The sequence below is a fragment of the Chlorogloeopsis sp. ULAP01 genome, from assembly GCF_030381805.1.
In the GTDB taxonomy this organism is placed as follows: domain Bacteria; phylum Cyanobacteriota; class Cyanobacteriia; order Cyanobacteriales; family Nostocaceae; genus Chlorogloeopsis.
Window position 1 is genome coordinate 66,907 of sequence record NZ_JAUDRH010000009.1, and the last position, 17,253, is coordinate 84,159.

The window sequence follows — 17,253 nt, forward strand, 5'->3', positions numbered from 1 at the left end:
ATCACCTCTTTACTGATTAACCTTCGTGAATTTTTTTGCACATAAGCAGTAAGCTATCAGCCGAAAAGGGTTAGATATTCGATGACTTTGCATGATATCTACGAAATTTACCCTATAATTAGCTGATAGCTAGACTGAATTATACAAAAAAACCATACAAAAAAGAAGCAAAATTAAAGAAGGATTCCAGAATTATACTCAAATAATTTTGATGAATTATACACCAAAATACTCAGTCTATTTATGATGTAATAAAGCTTCATAGTTCTGGAATCTAAATTAGGCAATTAAATAATTTATCAATTTAATTGCCTAATCTAAACTAATTACCTACTTCCAGAGGTTTATCAAGTTACTACTTGATATTTGCGAAGTCACTAGCGTAAGAACTTGTATAGTCACTGACGGTAAAGATAGTATTAGCAGAGTAAGCTCCGCCTGGTCCAGCCGATACTACACCAGTTACTTCCTTAATATCAACATCTTTAAGGAAAGAAGCAAACTTCGAGAAATAGATACCGTCGTAGCCGTAGTAAGATCCTCCAGCAACCATTTGCTGTTGTTCTTCAGTTACGTCAGCAAACAATTCAGTTGCGAAATCTTGGTTAGACATAGTTTTAAACTCCTTCGTTTGTGTAAAGATTGGTGTTGATTGTTTGTTACTTTAGTTGATTACCTTGCGGGCGCTCAACCTCTTTGCTTGTTTACTACGATATACGGTTGCTAATAGGTAAGTCATTTACACTTTGTGTAAACTTAGTTGCCAAATTTAGAACTGCAAATTGTAGGATTATACTAATAACATTTCCGAAAAATACATAGCAGATTATATTAATATCCTTCTTAAGGAAGATTGACTAAAAATAAAAAACTCTAATTAATAAAAATTACAGTAGGATGTGTTACGGCTATACAAGGATGTGAGAGTTAAAAAGAGTATAAACTAGCCGTACGCACCACACAATCTGACGGTGCTTTAAAGCCGCGCGCAACACACCCTACTGGCGGGTATGGCGAGCCGTAAAAAAGAGAATCTACAAACTCAGATCCCCGACTTCTCTAAGAAGTCGGGGATCTTGCAATCAGGCATTTATGTGTTAGAAGGATAAAAAGGGATACACAATCTGATTGAATGGTTCCGGATGATATCTGAAAAATAAAAACAAATGAAGATTAGACATCTTCAGTAATTGGACTTAGAACAAAGTCGAATTTGACAGTATAAAAAAGTTTACTCTGATTACTTACTAATATTTCGTTGGGCGCATAATGTTTTTGCAGCGTAATTATGGTGGAGGGGACTACCGCAAAAACCGTATCCGAAGAAATGTAGGGATCATCATTCAAATATGTCTGCGTAGTCAGCGGATTAAAGCCAGTTGCACTAAGCTTGAAATGGATATGTGCAGGTCTGTGAGTGTGCCGTCCTAACAGCCGTAGTACCTCGCCACATGGCCCGTTCGTAGGGATATCATATCCAATTGGAACTACAGTCTCAAAAGTATAATAACCTTCTGTATTAGTCCTGAAGCGTCCTCGGAAGTTACCTTTTGGTTGATTGGGATCTTGGATATCGTACAAACCTTTTGAATTAGTCTGCCAAACATCAATGAGTACATTGGCAATTGGGATGCCTTTGATATCAAAGACGCCCCCCGACATAAAAAGTATATCGCCATCCTGATCAATTCCCAGGCGATCGCCCATCTGACGCTCTGGTGCATCCGGTACGTACATTGGCCCTTCCAAAGTGCTTTCTGTTACCGTGTCATGGTTCGTGCGGTGCAGCAAATCCACCAATTCCGAAATTCCCAGCAAGTCTGTAAGCATAGCAATCTCTCCATCCGGCATATCACCAGAAGAACGAGCTACACGAGTAAAGAAATCACGCCCCATCTGCAACTCTTGCTCAGTCAGATTCACCTCTTGCACAAAGGTATGCAGATGTGTAACTAGGCTTTTGTAAATTTCGTAGAGTCTTGGATGCGTCTTTGCTCCATCGCCATGATTAATCACTGCCTGAGTGATGTTGTCCAGAGTAATAGTATTCATGACTTAACTCCTGATTGAATGAAAACTTATCTTGAGATAGGCGTAGATTGCCAATGGACAAACTGCCAGCCCTGATTTCGCTTTTCCCAAATATTCACAAAAACATTGTCTATAAACCTGACTTCACCTTTAATGACAACAGTCATCAAGATCCTGCCTGTGACAACAGCAGTATCGCTGTAAGTACGCACCACCAAATTCTCACGCTCAATTTGCTGATACTGAACGCCGCCTGATCGCACAAATGCAATGTAACTGGCTTTACTATCAACGAATCCTGTTGAATGTACGTAGCTCAGATCTTCCGATAGCAGATGTTCCAGCAAAGTGATATCTTTAGCAAGCATTGCCTGGTAGCGTCGTTCCTCCAGTTGCTCGACTTCTTGCACGGGTTGAGCGATCGCCAAAATTTCAGCAGATTTCATGGCTACTCTTCCTGCTTGTGTGCCTAACTTAGCGATGCTGTCAGGAGTGTTGTTCTTCATGGCTGAACTCCTTTGCTAACAAACTTTGTTGAAGAGAGGAGTGTTTTTGTATTTCTTTTTAATCTTCAATTCTCTTCAATTCATATTTTCAGGATAGAACTAGCTGATGATAAATAAAAGCACCAATTATTGTTCAATCAATGGTGCCATTTTGGATTTTGCGTTCTCATGTTAGTGAAAGGAAAAATCAAGCGATCGCTTCTAGGGATGGAAACATTGAGATAAATTCTTTCCCCTTGTTTTCACCATGCTGATATGCTGCACGCAAACCATCTTTAGTCGCGCCAGTAAAGTCTACGCCAAGTCCCTTTAAATCTAGATCTGGTTTGACTAACATGAATTGGTACATCTTTCCAGGAAGTTGGAACCAGAGCAGATTGAAATAAATCTCGATACAAATCACCTGGTTCAGTAGCCACGGCAATGACTTCGCTACATCCTAATTGAGCTAGTTCCACAGCCGGACAAGAACAAGTATAGGAAGCATCAACATATGGCTGTTTGTCTATCCAAGCAGGAATATCCCATGCATGCAACATCCGCGTGGATGCATAAGCAACTTCGTCAAAATTATTTGCAGTGAGTTGTAGAGCGTTTTCAGAGCCAGCACTGTCGAATAAGTGAGTCACAAGATGCTTATCTACCCATGTGCGATCGCCTCGTGCAGAACTAACCAATAATTGACGCCCCAACCGCCTGGCTTTATTTCCTTGTGTTTCTTCAGCACCCTCTGATGTAACAACAGCACTGGTTGCAACAATTAAACGCGGTGTACCAGGCAAAAATAGGTGCGTGCGTAACATAGGAGCATATTCTCTAAGACTTTGGAGAACTGTTTGGCTCATGTTACTAGCTGATTGTTCTGAGAACTTAATTGCTTGATACCAGTACTCAATACCAACCTCACCAAAAGACGACGGGGAAGCCCGTTCCTTTAAGGGGCGCTCAGAACCGTCGTCCGTCGTCTTGGGGCAAGGGGCATTCATGCATTGGCCAATGCCCAATTCCCAATTCCCGATGCCCGCGAAATCCGCCAGACTTCAGTCGGGGGATGAGCTTAAGCGCTTTACCAATAGCTGCACAGGCAGTTAACAAAGTAGAAGATGATGCAGCAGCATAAGCATTAGCACGGATATTGATTGACTCAAAAGCGCTTAAAATACCATGAATAAATACACCTTTAAAACTACCGGATGTACAAGCGATACCAAGTGATTTCATTGCTTATATTCTCCTAGCTCACCGCAAAATCTCAGTTTGACTCCACTCTTTGGTGCGAGAGTAATGCCTCTGCGTTGTGGCTGTTCTGGTCGATGATCAACCAACGCTAGTTGATAGCGTGACACAATAGTTGCCAAGACAAGCTTAATTTCAAACGGAGCCAAAGCATCGCCAATACAGCGACGAACACCACCACCAAATGGCATAAATTCATAGGGAGAAAATTGACGGTTGAGAAAGCGTTCAGGCAAAAACTGCTGATGCTGCGGGTATAAATCCTCACGTTGATGCAAAAGATAAATGCAGCCCATTAGTATTGTCCTAGGTTCTAAAGCATATCCGAGGAGTTCAGTTGGTTCTTGTACCACTCTAGGGAATGTAAGCATTGCTACAGGAGAAATTCGCAAGATTTCATTGCATACAGCAGTCAGATAAGGTAGTTGAACAATGCTCATCGGGCTGGCAGAATCATCCAGGGTATTTATTTCTTGGAGCAGTTTTTCGCGTACTTCTGGTAAACGGTGAATCCAATACAAACCCCAAGCCATTGCCGATGCCGTGGTTTCCTGCCCAGCTAACAGCAATGTCATCATTTCATCGCGCAACTCGCGATCGCTCATCGATTTGCCTTGTTCATCCTGTGCTGACATGAGTAAGGAAAGAATATCGATGCGGTTGGGATCAGCTTTTAACCGACGTTCTGCTATTTCTGCATAGAGTAATTTATCAATTTGCTGCCTGATACGCACAAACTTTCCCCAAGGACTCCAAGCACCTAAATCTTTTTGTAAAAAAGAGAAATAGATGAAAGCAGAAGTAAAGGAAGACTCAAACAGATCTGTAATCAATATCAGCAAGCGCTTGAGTTTTTGGTAACGTTCTCCCTCAGACAAACCAAAAACAGCTTGTAAAATCACTTCCAAAGAAATCTGCTGCATCGTAGTTCTAGCAGAGAAAGACTGATTTTTTGGTAACTGACTAAAGATTTTTTCGACTAGATTACAAATAAGCTTGCCGTAAGCTTTCATGCGATCGCCATGAAAAGGAGGCATCAACAGTTGCCGCCGTCGTTTGTGGCGTTCTCCCTCCAGCATGATCACTGAAAAGTTCCCAACTAATGGTTCCAAGGTTTTATTCGGCTCACCAAGGGCAGCGAACTTCTTTCTGTCGTTGGTTAAAATTTCTTGAAGTGCTTTAGGATGCTGTACAAATACAGCTGTATCTCCAAAACCTACGATTTCAGCCGTGAATAAATCGGGATATTTTTGAGCGGCGCTTTCCATATATCCTACGGGATCGGCAACCCAATGAAGTTTCTGGAGAAAGGAGGGAGTATTGAGAGTATTAGGTAATTGCATATGAAGGCAAGGGAACAGTAAAGAAATACAGCGATTTCAGTCGTGTTGAAAATGGTAAATATTTATGTATATGTATTTAAACAAAACTGTTGGGGCGATCGCTCTTTTCCAAACTCAGGGTTTAGCGACACTTAGGCGCTTAGATTAGGGAAGAAAGGTTTTCATAAATTTTTTGTCTGTGCATCAGCTTATAATGCTATTAGTTTGAATAAAAGTGCCAATTATTGTGCAATTAATGGTGCCATTTTCGTGTTTCGCGCTCTTACCTGGTAATCGGAGAATTTATGGCGAACCAAGTAAAGTCTGGCATCACAAATATACTTGAACTTCAGCCTCAAGACTCTACACCACTATATCGCCAATTGTATGAAAGACTGCGCTTGGCTATCCTGACAGAACAACTGACAGCCGGTGTGCAACTTCCTTCCACACGCTCTTTAGCAAGCGAGTTAGGAGTTTCTCGCAATACAGTTCTGCTTGCCTACGAGCAATTACTGGCTGAAGGTTATGTAGAAGGCAAAGTGGGAAGTGGAACTACGGTAGCTCAAGTTTTGCCCGAAACTTTGCTTTTATGTGCCAATACTAAATCTAAATCTCAATTGAAGCATAACCAATCTCGTCATCAAAGGCTCTCTCAACGGGGTACAGCCTTAGCACAAACTCCTTTAATTCCTAAGCCACTGCAAACTTCAAGAGGAAAGCAACAGCGGATATTTCGAGCGGGAATCTCTGGGATTAATGCTTTTCCCCATGAACTATGGTCGCAGCTAATTGCGCGTCGAGCCAGGAACTCGCTGCAAAACTTGCTTACTGATCGCGATCTTGCAGGATATCTCCCATTGCGCGAGGCAATAGCAGCTCATATTGTTGTAGCACGCGGAGTTCGTTGCACACCCACTCAGATAATCGTAGTTGCAGGATTCCAGGGGGGGATTGACTTGGCAGCACGAGTACTGCTCGATCCAGGTGATGCTGTTTGGATGGAAGATCCTGGCTATTTGGGCGCTCGTGGTGCTCTACTCGGAGCAGGAGCTAATGTCATACCAGTGCCAGTTGATATAGAAGGGCTTGATATCACTGCTGGCATCGCAAAGTATCCACAGGCACGTCTAGTGTACGTGACACCTTCACACCAATTTCCGCTTGGGGTAACTATGAGTCTTGCACGGCGGTTGACACTGCTGGAATGGGCAAATCAAAATGGCGCTTGGGTACTTGAAGATGATTATGATAGTGAGTATCGCTTTGTTGGAAGACCGCTAACTGCATTACAAGGAATTGACAGTAGCAACTGTGTAATTTACTTTGGCACCTTTAGCAAAGTACTTTTTCCCGCTTTGCGATTGGGCTATCTTGTTGTGCCACCTGATTTAGTAGAAGCTTTTATTACCGCCCGCCATTTTATCGGCACTCGCGTACCAATACTTGAGCAGGCTGTACTTGCCGATTTTATGAACGAAGGACACTTTAATCGCCATATCCGCCGGATGCGATCGCTTTATACCCAACGTCGAGCCACTTTGGTTGCAGCATTGGAGCGTGAACTAGATTTAGAAGTTTACGCTCCCGAAACAGGAATGCATCTTGTGCTGTGGCTGCCACCAGGAATGGATGACAAGTTAGCATCACAGCAAGCTGCGGCTGTTGGGATTGACGCCATGCCATTGTCATTGTTTAGTATGACCGAAACAAGGGCTGGGCTTCTACTCGGCTATGCTGCTGTAGACGTTCATGAAATTCACGACGGAGTACACCGATTGGCAACAGCTTTGCGGGCAATTTAAATACTCAGAGTAATTTCGACTTCGCAATATCAATTGGGTGCATAAAGTTGCTTACCAAGATCCGCCCATAGCTGTTTCCATGCCCAATAGGCATCAAAAACCATGCGGGTGTAACCCAACTCCCTACCGTAGGGAAAGCAAATGAGACGATGTTGATCTACCCATGAGCCAAGCGGATTTGGAAGCTTTCCCTGCTCGTACACAGTCACTTGATGCCCATCACGGTAGAGCGCCATAATCCCATGATGCCAGCACCCACAACCGTTACTTTTACTATCCATTCAGCGATCGCACAGCGACATTCTTCAAAATAGTCATAGGGCCATGTTGTTTAAGAAACTGCATTTGTTCTTCGTTTCTCACAAACAAAGTACCAGCAAAACCTAAAGAATTCACAGGTATAGACTCAAAATATTCTTGCGATCGCCGTACAACCAGCATCCATTTTCGTGTCACTAAAAGATTGTAAGCACCAGCTTGTCTATTACCCTCACCTACTTCTAAACCTACTGCCTTAAGCAATGAGTGATAGCACAACAGTGTTTTCTCGGCAGTTGAGAATAAAGACTGTCCTAAACAGGAATCTAAGAAGGCAAAGGCGTGTAAAAAAGGAAGTCCGGGTATAGTTGCAATTGAGTTCTGAAATTGAGCAGATGTGAGTAAAGGTTCAATCGGAATTTGAGGGCCTTTTGGTACAAGTGGCAGTGGTACAATTTGCAAATGTTTATGTCTTTGACTAGCACCAGCCATTTTCCCAGCATTGTAGAACGTCAAACCATCAAACTCTGTCATACACGCCCACATAGCTACAAAATCTTGCAGATTGAGCCAGTTTTCTTGTTCTTCAAAAGCACGGGTAATTAGCAGCAGGTGATAGTCAGCAACATTGTATTTATTCAAAATACATACATGAGTATCAGAAATATCTGCAACAAATAAATCCTCTTCATAGGGAAGAAAAGGATTAAAATCTTTACTGGAGGAGGTGCTTTGCTTTTGTTGTTTCTGCTTGGCTTCATCTTTGCGAACAAGGTTGGACAAAATCCGTACCAAAAAGCACACGCCATCTTGCTCTATAAATTCAGATTCTGTGGGTATGGGAATCAATGCACCACTAGAGAGAGCATATTTTGTTTGCTCTTTAACTTTTGTCCATAAAGTCCCAGGTTTGAGCAATATTTTTCCTTCTACCAGCTTTTCTTTAGACATTGTCAAAATGTTGATAATAAAGTTTTGATAAAGATAACGTAGCTGCTCAGTTTAAATTTACCGCCAAATGGGCTTGATTGAATTACAGCACACAAGCATACGCTACAGGCATTGCCGGAGGCTGATTCCGCACCTGTACAAAATTATTGAGATAGCCTAGTACCATCGCGGGGAAGTCAAAACTCAAAAGTCAAAAAGCTTACGAAATAGGCTTTTCGTCAATTTTTAATGGTTGCTTTATTTCCACCACGTTGTACTAGATTCAGTAATACCGTTGAAGACCTCTATATTATTTGTACAACTTATTTTAATTTATACAAAGTATAGCTACACAAAGAAACTTTCAACTCAACTTAGTGTGTTTAGTTTAATTAGTTATGTAAATAAATATCTACAAATGTATGCCTAATATAAATTAGAATAACTTTTATTTATCGTTATATAAAAGCAAAATTACTGTCCAAACTGCTTGCAGTGTAAACGTCTCTAATTATCGCGCAGTGTTTGATGTAAAGAAAAATATTAATAATAGCTTCCTAAATAATACCAGGGATAAAGTTAGCACCTTTTTTTGCCACGCACATAAATATTAGCATCACAAAAGCCACCTACATCCTAAAGGTGGATTTAGGAAATTTCTTAGGACAGCGTTTTTACCCGATCAACGTATTTTCATTGTCCAGTAAAAATTTCAGGTTCTTTGAAATGCTTTAGTTTTGCTGATCACAAACTCGTGTTAGATAGAGGACGGTAGTTATAACCTGAAGAAGGGTCTTTTTGAATATATTGTTTGATAGTATCAAGGTCAATAAAGCAGTCAGCCACATCAATTAAACTGTCGCTAGTCATTGAGCGCACACTGACAACTTCTACTCTAGCGCCTTGGTAACTAACTGCATTCACAGCATAAGCTAAATCTCCATCTCCGCTAACTAAAACCGCAGTATCGTAGTGGGGAGATAAATTCATCATATCCACAGCAATTTCTACATCTAAATTTGCTTTTTTTGAACCATCTGGAAGTTGGGCTAAATCTTTTGTCACCACACGATAACCATTTCGACGCATCCAGAGAAGAAAACCCTGCTGTTTTTCGTTAGTCCGATCAAATCCTGTATAAAAGAAAGCTCGCAGTAACCTTGCACCCGCAGTTAGACAATAAAGTAGTTTAGCGTAATCAATTTCAATTCCAAGTTGTAATGCTGAGTAAAATAAATTTGAACCATCAATAAAGATAGCAACTCGACCGCGATTTAAGTTATTGAAAATATTGGATTCAACTGAAGAGTCTAGCATCTTTGGCTCTTCAATTTTGATACCAGTATCCATCAGATGCTCTCCCCGCCATTGTGGCCTTTCTTTTAAATACTTATATTGATTTGTGTGTTTGCTAAAAGTAGTAAAATTCATTGATACCTCTGGATTTTAAATTAAGAAAGTCTTTTAGGAGACTAACCAATAAATTATTTGTGCTAGCACCTAACTTTCGTAGAGATGTGATGACAGAACTAGGTAGAACTAAACATGGCCTCTTTTTCACTATTCATTAAGTTATGGTTTGCTCAGGGCTTTTGGAGATTTGACCGTTGGTTTCTGACTTTAGTCTAGAGGTACGCTCAATCCAAAAGCGGCGTGGCAAGCGGGGAGAAACCGAGTAGATTATCAGCATCTACATCTATTTGTATTGTACCTAGCTTGCTAATCATGACTGCATCAGATTATTGGTCTTGCTCAAATTAGAAGTTGGAAAATGATAATCAATAAAAAGAAATTACTATGATTGGTAGTTAAATAAGCAACAACCTTTAAATAATATTCTTTTTACATTAGCTAATTACTGAGATAATCTTACTTTAGGCAATTCTCTATACTGCCTAATTATTAGTACTATACTTTGAATTAAATATTCATGTATTTTATAAAACTCCAGATATAGCAAGGACTTGCACCTGTAAAACCGAATAGAAAGCAATGATTGTGAAAAAGTCATTTAATTTACTAATTATAAATTGATATAAACTCAAGATTATACTGATTTGAATCAATATAATCATACTTCTAAACTTAGTTAATTCCCTAGATTTCTGACTACTATTTGCTACTATATTGTTATTTAATAGTCACTTTAATTTCAGAAAAATACAAATATGTTATAGTAATGATAAGTATTTTGAATTTAAATTACTTTTTTAAAATATAGTTTTTACACCCTAAATTAGTTAAAATTGCAAGCTACCTAGTAATGGTCAAGAGCATTCTAAACTATATGTAGTGCCATGTCCAGTTGATGATAAATTTTCTAAATAACTGGCTAACAGCAGATTCCATTTAAATTTCTTCTGATGTAAGGGTGTAAGAGATAGAAGAAAGTTCTTCGAGAAACTCTCATACTTTTCCCCTTTCACCCTTAAACTTAGCCTTAAAACACAAACTCAGTGCCTATGCTTCAACTAACTGGGATCGATGTACTGCTAGATAAAATAGGTGGGAAGTGGTGGGTGTTGAGAGCATACATTGCTTGCAAACCCAGATTAGCTCGGTTGAGGATATCAGCATCTGTTGGAATTACTGCTCCTCGGCTATCCAAGACAGAGTGATTAAAGTTAAAGCCATTAAGGTTAAAGGCGATCGAGCAAACGCCAAAGGTTGCAAACCAAATACCTATTGTTGGCAAAGCAGCTAGCAGGAAATAGAAAGCACGGTGATTTCGGCTAGCAAAAGAAGGAATTAGGAGACGTCCTAAGTAACCATAGTGTCCTGCCAAGTAGCTGTAAGTAGTTTGTTTTTGCCCAAATTTATACCCGGCGTTTATGGATTCGTTTTCGTCTGTGTTGCGGATGAGTGTTGAGGTAACTAATGAGCCGTGTAAGGCACTTAATAGAGCACCACCAAAGACTCCCGCAACCCCTAGCATATGGAAGGGATGCATAAGGATATTATGATTTGCTTGAACAGCCATCATAAAGTGGAATGTCCCCGTAATACCTAAAGGTAAACCGTCAGAAAAGCTACCTTGACCAATAGGATAAACTAGCAAAACGGCTGTTGCCGCAGCAGCTGGTGCAGAAAAAGCAACAGAAATCCAAGGGCGCACACCAAGGCGATAGCTAAGTTCCCAAAGTCGCCCTAAGTAGCACCAAATACCAATTAAAAAATGCAGCACAATCAACTGATAGGGGCCACCATTATAAAGCCACTCATCAATGGAAGCAGCTTCCCAAATTGGATAAAAGTGTAAACCGATCGCTGCTGAAGTTGGTACAACAGCAGCTGTAATTAAATTGTTGCCGTCAAGTAAAGAACCTTTTATTGGTTCTCTAATACCTTCCATATCTACGCCAGGAGCAGCAATAAAAGCGAGAATGAAACAGATAGTAGCAGCCAATAGAGTAGGAATCATCAGCACACCAAACCAGCCGATATAAATCCGATGATTGGTATTGGTAATCCACGCACAAAATCGATCCCATTGCTTGACAAGCTCAAATTCTTTTCCACGTTGAACAATGGTAGTCATTGTCTATACCTCCTTTGAGAAAAAAATATGTATTATTTTTTGAAGAATGAATGCAAAATGCAAAAAATCTAATTTCTGAAAAAACTGCAAACTCTGTGGCAATAACTCAGCCTTACAGAACTCTCTACTAAGTTGTAATCAAAAGTTAAACCATTCGCCATTTATAAGCAAAAAAGCCCAAATATTACTTTTTTTTTGACTCTATTCTTGATAGAGTTCTTCTATGTTGTTTTACTCTGATTTACAAAAATCAGCATCATTTAGCTTGCTAAACTAAGGTATTAAGAGGATTAAATCTCTCTATAATTACCTGTATAGCAGTTGGCAGATAATTTAAGACATAAATTGATGATAAAAACCTTACGGCAAGAGAGCTTTAATCCTATTATCCCAACCTATTCTCTGCTATACCTTTATTGTAGAAAATGTGTTTTCAATACTTACAAAATAGTCAAATAACTTTGCAATACTTTTGGCTATCTTATTCCACAAAAATAGTGAAGTATTGTTTGATTTTTTTGATTTCAAGAAGGATCCAGAAAGAATATCAATTTTCAGACTTGATTGGGTGATAAAATTAAATAACTGTCTAGCTCGAAGTAAAAGCGCTTAGGCTAGGTAAAATAATTACGAGAAAAACCCATCAGTAAAAGAACTTGCGGGTAGCCTTGTTCATAAATCAGGTTATTTAATTGGGTTCGCAACTGTGGTAGTCTAATTACCTGATTTAAAAATGATGCTGCTAGCCCTATCGCCTGTCCTCGCAGTAATATTCGCTCTAGAGCTTGCCCAGTATTAAGCCAATTGACAGGTAGATCGCTTTTTGTACCTAGTACTGCAACCACAGGTGATTGAGTTATTAATTGACAGCTCGTACTAGGATAAAGCTGTTGTGTGTCTACACTCTGTATTACTAATTCTGCGATCGCTTGACGGGTTGTATTGCTCTTAACAATATATAACCATGTCTTTTGTTGCTCTGCATCTGCTTTCAACCATGAAAGTAGCGATTGAGGAATCTTCCAGTCTTGAAATTCACTACAATTGATGCATCGGTTAAAAATAGCATCAAAAAGCATTTGCTCATCAGCACTTATGAGTATAGGTTCGCCTAGCTTTATATAGGCTAATATATCTGGGTTGATTGAATCGGGAAAAGTTGTAATTTCGCCTTTATAACCAAACTTACGCAAGGCAAGCCGAAGATTAAATAATGCCATCCCACAACTAATCATTAATTCTCGCTCATAAGTATCAGTGGTAGGTAAACCAGGACTTCGATTAGCATAAAGGATTATCGCTTCATTTACGACTTGGAAAAACCAAAGTTGGGTATCGCAATTAGATGGAGCTAAGAGTGTATAATTCAAAAAAAACTTGAGTTTATCAACAGTTGTACCTGTTTTGGGAAATTCAATTTCTTGAATCTTTTGAGCATCCCATATTGCAAACATAGGGATTACCTCTCATCAAACAACTTATACCATTTTGGATTTTGGAAAATGGAATTGGAAATTACCTTCTGTATCTGGGTTGAGTGAATCCATCTGCCCTTAATCATTTTTTAAATTGGTATTATTTGTGAATTGGTAGGGGCGGATTTTATGGATAATCTTTTGCTAAAATCGACAATTTATCTTTTAAACCCGCCCCTACAGTAGTTGTCTATTACTCCCCCTATCCTCTTGTCTCCTCCTCTTTTTGCCCTCTACTGTGGAGCAAGTGGCCCTTGTACTGTTAAAACGGAGCATGGAGCATGATGCAGAACATAATTACTGACACTACCCAGAAAAAACTCAGATAAGCCTCTACGACCTCGACGACCTACTATAATTAAATCAGCTTGCCACTTCCGAGCTAATTCACAAATTACTCTACCTGGTTCACCAAAATTTTGGCTAAATTCAGTTGCTACGCCTTTTGCGATCGCTTGTTCATAAAAGAGTCTTAAAAACTCAATTCCTTCTTTTTTCAGTACCTCCCACTGTCCCATATAATAGTTCATCGCTTCGGCTTGATAAGATGGATAGAGGCTATTTGTTTGGAAAGCAATAGAACTTGGGGAACGCTCATCGAAAGGATCGAGAACGTGCAACAACATTAAATTTCCACCAACTTGTTGTGTTAAAGTTAAAGCTTCATCAAACACATGCTGTCCAATAGCTGAATTGTCTATAGCAACTAAAATTTTGTGAAACATAGTATTTAGTCCTTAGTCATGAGTTAGTAGTTAGTTGCTAATAGCTAATAGCTAATAGTTAATTGTTATTGCCAGTCTTCTATTAGCCATTAACTATTAACTATTAACGATTAACTATCTTGCTCGGTAGTCGCAATTTCTAAGAGAGTCTTCAGCACAGAGTCAGGGTTGAGACTAATAGAGTCGATTCCTTGTGTGACAAGAAATCGAGCGAATTCGGGGTAGTCACTGGGTGCTTGTCCGCAAATACCTATTTTACGGTGGTATTTTTTGGCAGTAGCGATCGCTTGGGTGATAGTTCGCGTTACTGCTTCGTTACGTTCATCAAACAGATGAGCGACTAATCCTGAATCTCGATCTAGTCCTAGTGTTAATTGTGTCAGATCGTTAGATCCGATTGAGAACCCATCAAACACTTCACTAAATTGATCTGCGAGTAGAACGTTGCTGGGTAACTCGCACATGACGTAGACTTGTAAATCATTTTCGCCGCGCACTAAACCATTTTTCGCCATTTCTGCCAAGACGCGCCTACCTTCTTCAGGAGTGCGGCAGAAGGGTACCATTAAAATGACATTGGTTAAGCCCATTTCATTGCGAACTCGTTTCATTGCCTCACATTCGAGAGCAAAGCCCTCGCTGTAACGTGGATCGTAGTAGCGAGAAGCACCGCGCCAACCAATCATTGGGTTTTCTTCTTTGGGTTCAAATTGTTTACCACCCAAAAGATTGGCGTATTCGTTACTCTTAAAGTCACTGAGGCGAACAATCACAGGCTTGGGATAAAACGCGGCGGCAATGATAGCAATACCTTGGGCTAATTTATCTACGAAGAATTCTGCTTTATTTTCGTATTGAGCAGTTAATTCCGCGATTTTGTATTTGGCAAGTTCATCATCTAGGTCATCAAAATGAAGTAGTGCCAGAGGATGCGCCTTAATATGATTGGCAATGATAAATTCCATTCGCGCCAGCCCAACTCCATCATTGGGAATTGCTGCATAGCCGAATGCTTCTTCTGGGTTGCCCACATTCATCATAATTTGAGTACGAGTGCGGGGCAATTGTTCTAGGGGTATTTCTTGCACTTCGTAAGGCAATAAACCTTGGTACACTTTTCCAGTCTCACCTTCTGCACAAGAAATAGTGATTTCTTGCCCTGTCTTAATAGCAGTAGTAGCATTACCACAACCTACAATCGCAGGTATGCCTAATTCTCTAGCAATAATTGCGGCGTGGCAGGTGCGCCCTCCAGAGTTGGTTACAATCGCACTCGCTTTTTTCATGATTGGTTCCCAGTCGGGATCGGTGCGGTTTGTTACTAGCACTTCACCTGCTTGGAACTGATGAATTTGCTGCACATCTGAGATAACTCTAGCTTTACCTTCTCCAATCATCTCTCCTACACTACGTCCAGTCACTATGGGAAATTTTGCTGACGCGGGGACAAGAGGACGCAAAGACGCGGTGACATTTTTACTCTCCGCGTCTCCGTGTCTCTTCATCTCCGTGTCTTCTTCCAAAAGACGATATGTCCGCAAAACATTCTGCACTTTCTGAGACTGCACTGTTTCTGGGCGTGCTTGGACGATAAATAATTCATCAGTGATGCCATCTTTCGCCCATTCGATATCCATTGGCGTATAGACACCACGTACTTGCGAATAGTGTTCTTCTATAATGCAAGCCCATTGTGCTAGTTGTAAAATTTCTTGGTCGTTAAGAGCAAATAGCTCTCTATCACTGGCTGCGACTGGAATATTTTTCGTTAACTTTGAGCCGCCCACATCATAGACCATTTTAATTTCTTTTGTACCTAAGCGCTTGGCTAAAATTGGGCGAAACCCTTGTTTTAATGTAGGTTTGAATACTAAGTATTCATCTGGGTTCACCGCTCCTTGGACGACATTTTCACCCAAGCCGTAAGCGGCGGTAATTAAAGCAGCGTCTTTAAAACCTGACTCGGTGTCGATGGAGAACATGACACCAGAAGCTGCTAAGTCAGAACGTACCATTTTTTGCACACCTACCGAAAGGGCGATGTTGAAGTGATCGAAGCCTTTAATTTGACGGTAAGAAATAGCGCGATCAGTAAAAATGGAAGCAAAGCATTTATGGCAAGCTTCTAGCACAGCTGCCAATCCGTGAACATTAAGATAAGTTTCTTGTTGCCCGGCAAAGCTAGCATCTGGTAAATCTTCGGCGGTAGCGCTAGAACGAACGGCAACATCAGTATCTGCACCATATTGCTGGCAGAGAGCTTGATAAGCTTGGGCGATCGCTTGTTGCAATTCCCCTGGAAACGATGTTTGCAACATTAAATATCGGGCTTGTTTGCCTCGTTGGCGCAGATTATTAACATCTTCTACATCTAAATCTGCAAAAATCTCGCGCAATTTCGCTTCTATCCCTGCCACCTCAATAAAGTAGCGGTAAGCATAAGCAGTTGTAGCAAAGCCATTGGGAACTTTTACTCCTTTAGGCTTCAGTTGCTGAATCATTTCTCCTAAAGAAGCATTCTTTCCTCCGACAAAAGAAATATCTGCAATGCCAACTTCACTTAGAGGTAACACCAGAGCTTTTTGTTTAGCAACTGTGCTAGTGGATTGTTGACTAACTACTGTTTCTGGCATACTTGAGCTTCCTTACATAAAGCTACTTAATTGGGAATTGGAATGAGTGAATTTACTCTGCTCGTCCCACACTTATGTTTATAGGAAGTCAATTTGAGGAAGTTGTGAGGGTAGAGAAAATTAAGGGACAAGGAGACGCAAATACACCGAGAGCACAGGAGTAGGGAGAACAACTATTGACTAATGACTAATGACGACCATTACTAGTTAGCTTGATTTGTACTGACCTACTTAACTTTAAGTTTTTTATCTTGAAGTGATTGCAATAATAATTATGTATATATATTACGCTAATTAGCAATCTCTTAAATTTTACTCACAAGTTCCTCACAATTGGTAATTATTATGAAAGCATAACTGACTAAACATACATTCCTAGTGGAATGATGAATTGACAGTCAACAATTACAATCTTCTTATTTAGGATCAAAATTTTTAGAAAATATTATGAATTACTGTCCTTGCTGTTCTAATCCTCTGTTACTACATATACGTGGTTCTGAAACTTATTGGTTTTGCCGTCATTGTTGGCAAGAAATGCCAGTATTGAGTAGAGAAAACTCCAGTTCTCTACGAGAGATGATGATAGAAAAACTCATGAACAAGCTTCAAAACCAAGCCAAGCATCATGGTACAGTTCCCGTAACTTAATAACTAAAACCAACACGCATATAAATTTTGGCTTACAAAATTTTGCAATGAGATGATGCTAAGTAAGTCAAAGTAAATAACCTAAAAATATAGATCCTCAACTTCTTGGAAGATGCTGTTGGCAAATAGTGGATCTTACCCCT

16 protein-coding genes are annotated in these 17,253 nt (G+C 40.1%); 2 read left to right on the top strand and 14 right to left on the bottom strand.

The genetic code is table 11. The annotated features are described in order from the left end of the window. Nucleotides 1-355 precede the first annotated feature (355 nt). From QUB80_RS18745 to QUB80_RS18775, 7 genes are all read right to left on the bottom strand, one after another. Nucleotides 356-613, bottom strand: a complete 258-nt coding sequence (locus tag QUB80_RS18745; RefSeq protein WP_289791029.1) for a CTB family bacteriocin — start codon at nucleotides 611-613, stop codon at nucleotides 356-358. A 560-nt stretch (nucleotides 614-1,173) separates the two neighbouring features. Continuing rightward, a complete protein-coding gene (locus tag QUB80_RS18750) occupies nucleotides 1,174-2,052 on the bottom strand; it encodes a dioxygenase family protein (protein ID WP_289791030.1) in 879 nt (292 codons plus the stop codon). A 26-nt stretch (nucleotides 2,053-2,078) separates the two neighbouring features. Further along, nucleotides 2,079-2,537, bottom strand: a complete 459-nt coding sequence (locus QUB80_RS18755; RefSeq protein ID WP_289791031.1) for a nuclear transport factor 2 family protein — start codon at nucleotides 2,535-2,537, stop codon at nucleotides 2,079-2,081. 187 nt (nucleotides 2,538-2,724) lie between these two features. After that, nucleotides 2,725-2,874 carry a hypothetical protein gene (locus tag QUB80_RS18760; RefSeq protein ID WP_289791032.1) on the bottom strand — a complete coding sequence of 50 codons (150 nt, stop codon included), beginning with the start codon at nucleotides 2,872-2,874 and terminating at the stop codon, nucleotides 2,725-2,727. Then, nucleotides 2,813-3,523, bottom strand: a complete 711-nt coding sequence (locus QUB80_RS18765; protein WP_289791033.1) for a hypothetical protein — start codon at nucleotides 3,521-3,523, stop codon at nucleotides 2,813-2,815. The genes QUB80_RS18760 and QUB80_RS18765 overlap by 62 nt, the downstream gene beginning before the upstream one ends. Then, the gene (locus QUB80_RS18770; protein WP_289791034.1) at nucleotides 3,483-3,758 is read right to left on the bottom strand and encodes a hypothetical protein; all 276 of its coding nucleotides are present in this window, start codon (nucleotides 3,756-3,758) and stop codon (nucleotides 3,483-3,485) included. Before QUB80_RS18770 ends, QUB80_RS18765 begins: the two co-directional genes overlap by 41 nt. Beyond that, nucleotides 3,755-5,116, bottom strand: coding sequence for a cytochrome P450 (locus tag QUB80_RS18775; RefSeq protein ID WP_289791035.1), 1,362 nt, complete (start codon nucleotides 5,114-5,116; stop codon nucleotides 3,755-3,757). The genes QUB80_RS18770 and QUB80_RS18775 overlap by 4 nt, the downstream gene beginning before the upstream one ends. Nucleotides 5,117-5,400: 284 nt before the next feature. Between QUB80_RS18775 and pdxR the strand changes: the two genes are divergently transcribed. Next, complete coding sequence (gene pdxR / locus QUB80_RS18780) at nucleotides 5,401-6,900, top strand: MocR-like pyridoxine biosynthesis transcription factor PdxR (protein ID WP_289791036.1); 1,500 nt, start codon at nucleotides 5,401-5,403, stop codon at nucleotides 6,898-6,900. A 29-nt stretch (nucleotides 6,901-6,929) separates the two neighbouring features. On the opposite strand, the gene QUB80_RS18785 is transcribed toward pdxR, so the two are convergent. From QUB80_RS18785 to ppsA, 7 genes are all read right to left on the bottom strand, one after another. Continuing rightward, nucleotides 6,930-7,181 (bottom strand): hypothetical protein, encoded by a 252-nt coding sequence (locus QUB80_RS18785; protein WP_289791037.1) that lies wholly within the window; start codon nucleotides 7,179-7,181, stop codon nucleotides 6,930-6,932. After that, nucleotides 7,174-8,094: an ATP adenylyltransferase family protein gene (locus QUB80_RS18790; RefSeq protein ID WP_289791232.1), complete on the bottom strand. Its 921-nt coding sequence runs from the start codon at nucleotides 8,092-8,094 to the stop codon at nucleotides 7,174-7,176. The genes QUB80_RS18785 and QUB80_RS18790 overlap by 8 nt, the downstream gene beginning before the upstream one ends. Nucleotides 8,095-8,832: 738 nt before the next feature. Next, on the bottom strand, nucleotides 8,833-9,519 hold the full coding sequence (locus QUB80_RS18795) for a LabA-like NYN domain-containing protein (protein WP_289791038.1): 687 nt from the start codon (nucleotides 9,517-9,519) through the stop codon (nucleotides 8,833-8,835). 1,036 nt (nucleotides 9,520-10,555) lie between these two features. Further along, entirely contained in the window at nucleotides 10,556-11,626 is a 1,071-nt protein-coding gene (locus tag QUB80_RS18800; protein ID WP_289791039.1) for a photosynthetic reaction center family protein, read from the bottom strand. Nucleotides 11,627-12,240: 614 nt separating this feature from the next. After that, nucleotides 12,241-13,080 (bottom strand): nitroreductase, encoded by an 840-nt coding sequence (locus tag QUB80_RS18805; RefSeq protein WP_289791040.1) that lies wholly within the window; start codon nucleotides 13,078-13,080, stop codon nucleotides 12,241-12,243. 254 nt (nucleotides 13,081-13,334) lie between these two features. Continuing rightward, nucleotides 13,335-13,826: a universal stress protein gene (locus tag QUB80_RS18810; RefSeq protein ID WP_289791041.1), complete on the bottom strand. Its 492-nt coding sequence runs from the start codon at nucleotides 13,824-13,826 to the stop codon at nucleotides 13,335-13,337. 110 nt (nucleotides 13,827-13,936) lie between these two features. After that, nucleotides 13,937-16,459 carry a phosphoenolpyruvate synthase gene (gene ppsA, locus QUB80_RS18815; protein ID WP_289791042.1) on the bottom strand — a complete coding sequence of 841 codons (2,523 nt, stop codon included), beginning with the start codon at nucleotides 16,457-16,459 and terminating at the stop codon, nucleotides 13,937-13,939. 447 nt (nucleotides 16,460-16,906) lie between these two features. Here ppsA and QUB80_RS18820 point away from each other — a divergent pair, with 447 nt between their 5' ends. Then, nucleotides 16,907-17,110 (top strand): hypothetical protein, encoded by a 204-nt coding sequence (locus tag QUB80_RS18820; protein ID WP_289791043.1) that lies wholly within the window; start codon nucleotides 16,907-16,909, stop codon nucleotides 17,108-17,110. The last annotated feature ends 143 nt before the right edge of the window (nucleotides 17,111-17,253 follow it).

Bases quoted from the DNA above. Each gene is read 5' to 3' on its own strand.
- QUB80_RS18810 (WP_289791041.1), bottom strand. From the start codon at position 13,826: ATGTTTCACAAAATTTTAGTTGCTATAGACAATTCAGCTATTGGACAG.
- QUB80_RS18760 (WP_289791032.1), bottom strand. From the start codon at position 2,874: ATGTTAGTCAAACCAGATCTAGATTTAAAGGGACTTGGCGTAGACTTT.
- QUB80_RS18755 (WP_289791031.1), bottom strand. From the start codon at position 2,537: ATGAAGAACAACACTCCTGACAGCATCGCTAAGTTAGGCACACAAGCA.
- QUB80_RS18775 (WP_289791035.1), bottom strand. From the start codon at position 5,116: ATGCAATTACCTAATACTCTCAATACTCCCTCCTTTCTCCAGAAACTT.
- QUB80_RS18785 (WP_289791037.1), bottom strand. From the start codon at position 7,181: ATGGATAGTAAAAGTAACGGTTGTGGGTGCTGGCATCATGGGATTATG.
- QUB80_RS18800 (WP_289791039.1), bottom strand. From the start codon at position 11,626: ATGACTACCATTGTTCAACGTGGAAAAGAATTTGAGCTTGTCAAGCAA.
- QUB80_RS18805 (WP_289791040.1), bottom strand. From the start codon at position 13,080: ATGTTTGCAATATGGGATGCTCAAAAGATTCAAGAAATTGAATTTCCC.
- QUB80_RS18745 (WP_289791029.1), bottom strand. From the start codon at position 613: ATGTCTAACCAAGATTTCGCAACTGAATTGTTTGCTGACGTAACTGAA.
- QUB80_RS18765 (WP_289791033.1), bottom strand. From the start codon at position 3,523: ATGAATGCCCCTTGCCCCAAGACGACGGACGACGGTTCTGAGCGCCCC.
- QUB80_RS18750 (WP_289791030.1), bottom strand. From the start codon at position 2,052: ATGAATACTATTACTCTGGACAACATCACTCAGGCAGTGATTAATCAT.
- pdxR (WP_289791036.1), top strand. From the start codon at position 5,401: ATGGCGAACCAAGTAAAGTCTGGCATCACAAATATACTTGAACTTCAG.
- QUB80_RS18795 (WP_289791038.1), bottom strand. From the start codon at position 9,519: ATGAATTTTACTACTTTTAGCAAACACACAAATCAATATAAGTATTTA.
- QUB80_RS18770 (WP_289791034.1), bottom strand. From the start codon at position 3,758: ATGAAATCACTTGGTATCGCTTGTACATCCGGTAGTTTTAAAGGTGTA.
- QUB80_RS18820 (WP_289791043.1), top strand. From the start codon at position 16,907: ATGAATTACTGTCCTTGCTGTTCTAATCCTCTGTTACTACATATACGT.
- ppsA (WP_289791042.1), bottom strand. From the start codon at position 16,459: ATGCCAGAAACAGTAGTTAGTCAACAATCCACTAGCACAGTTGCTAAA.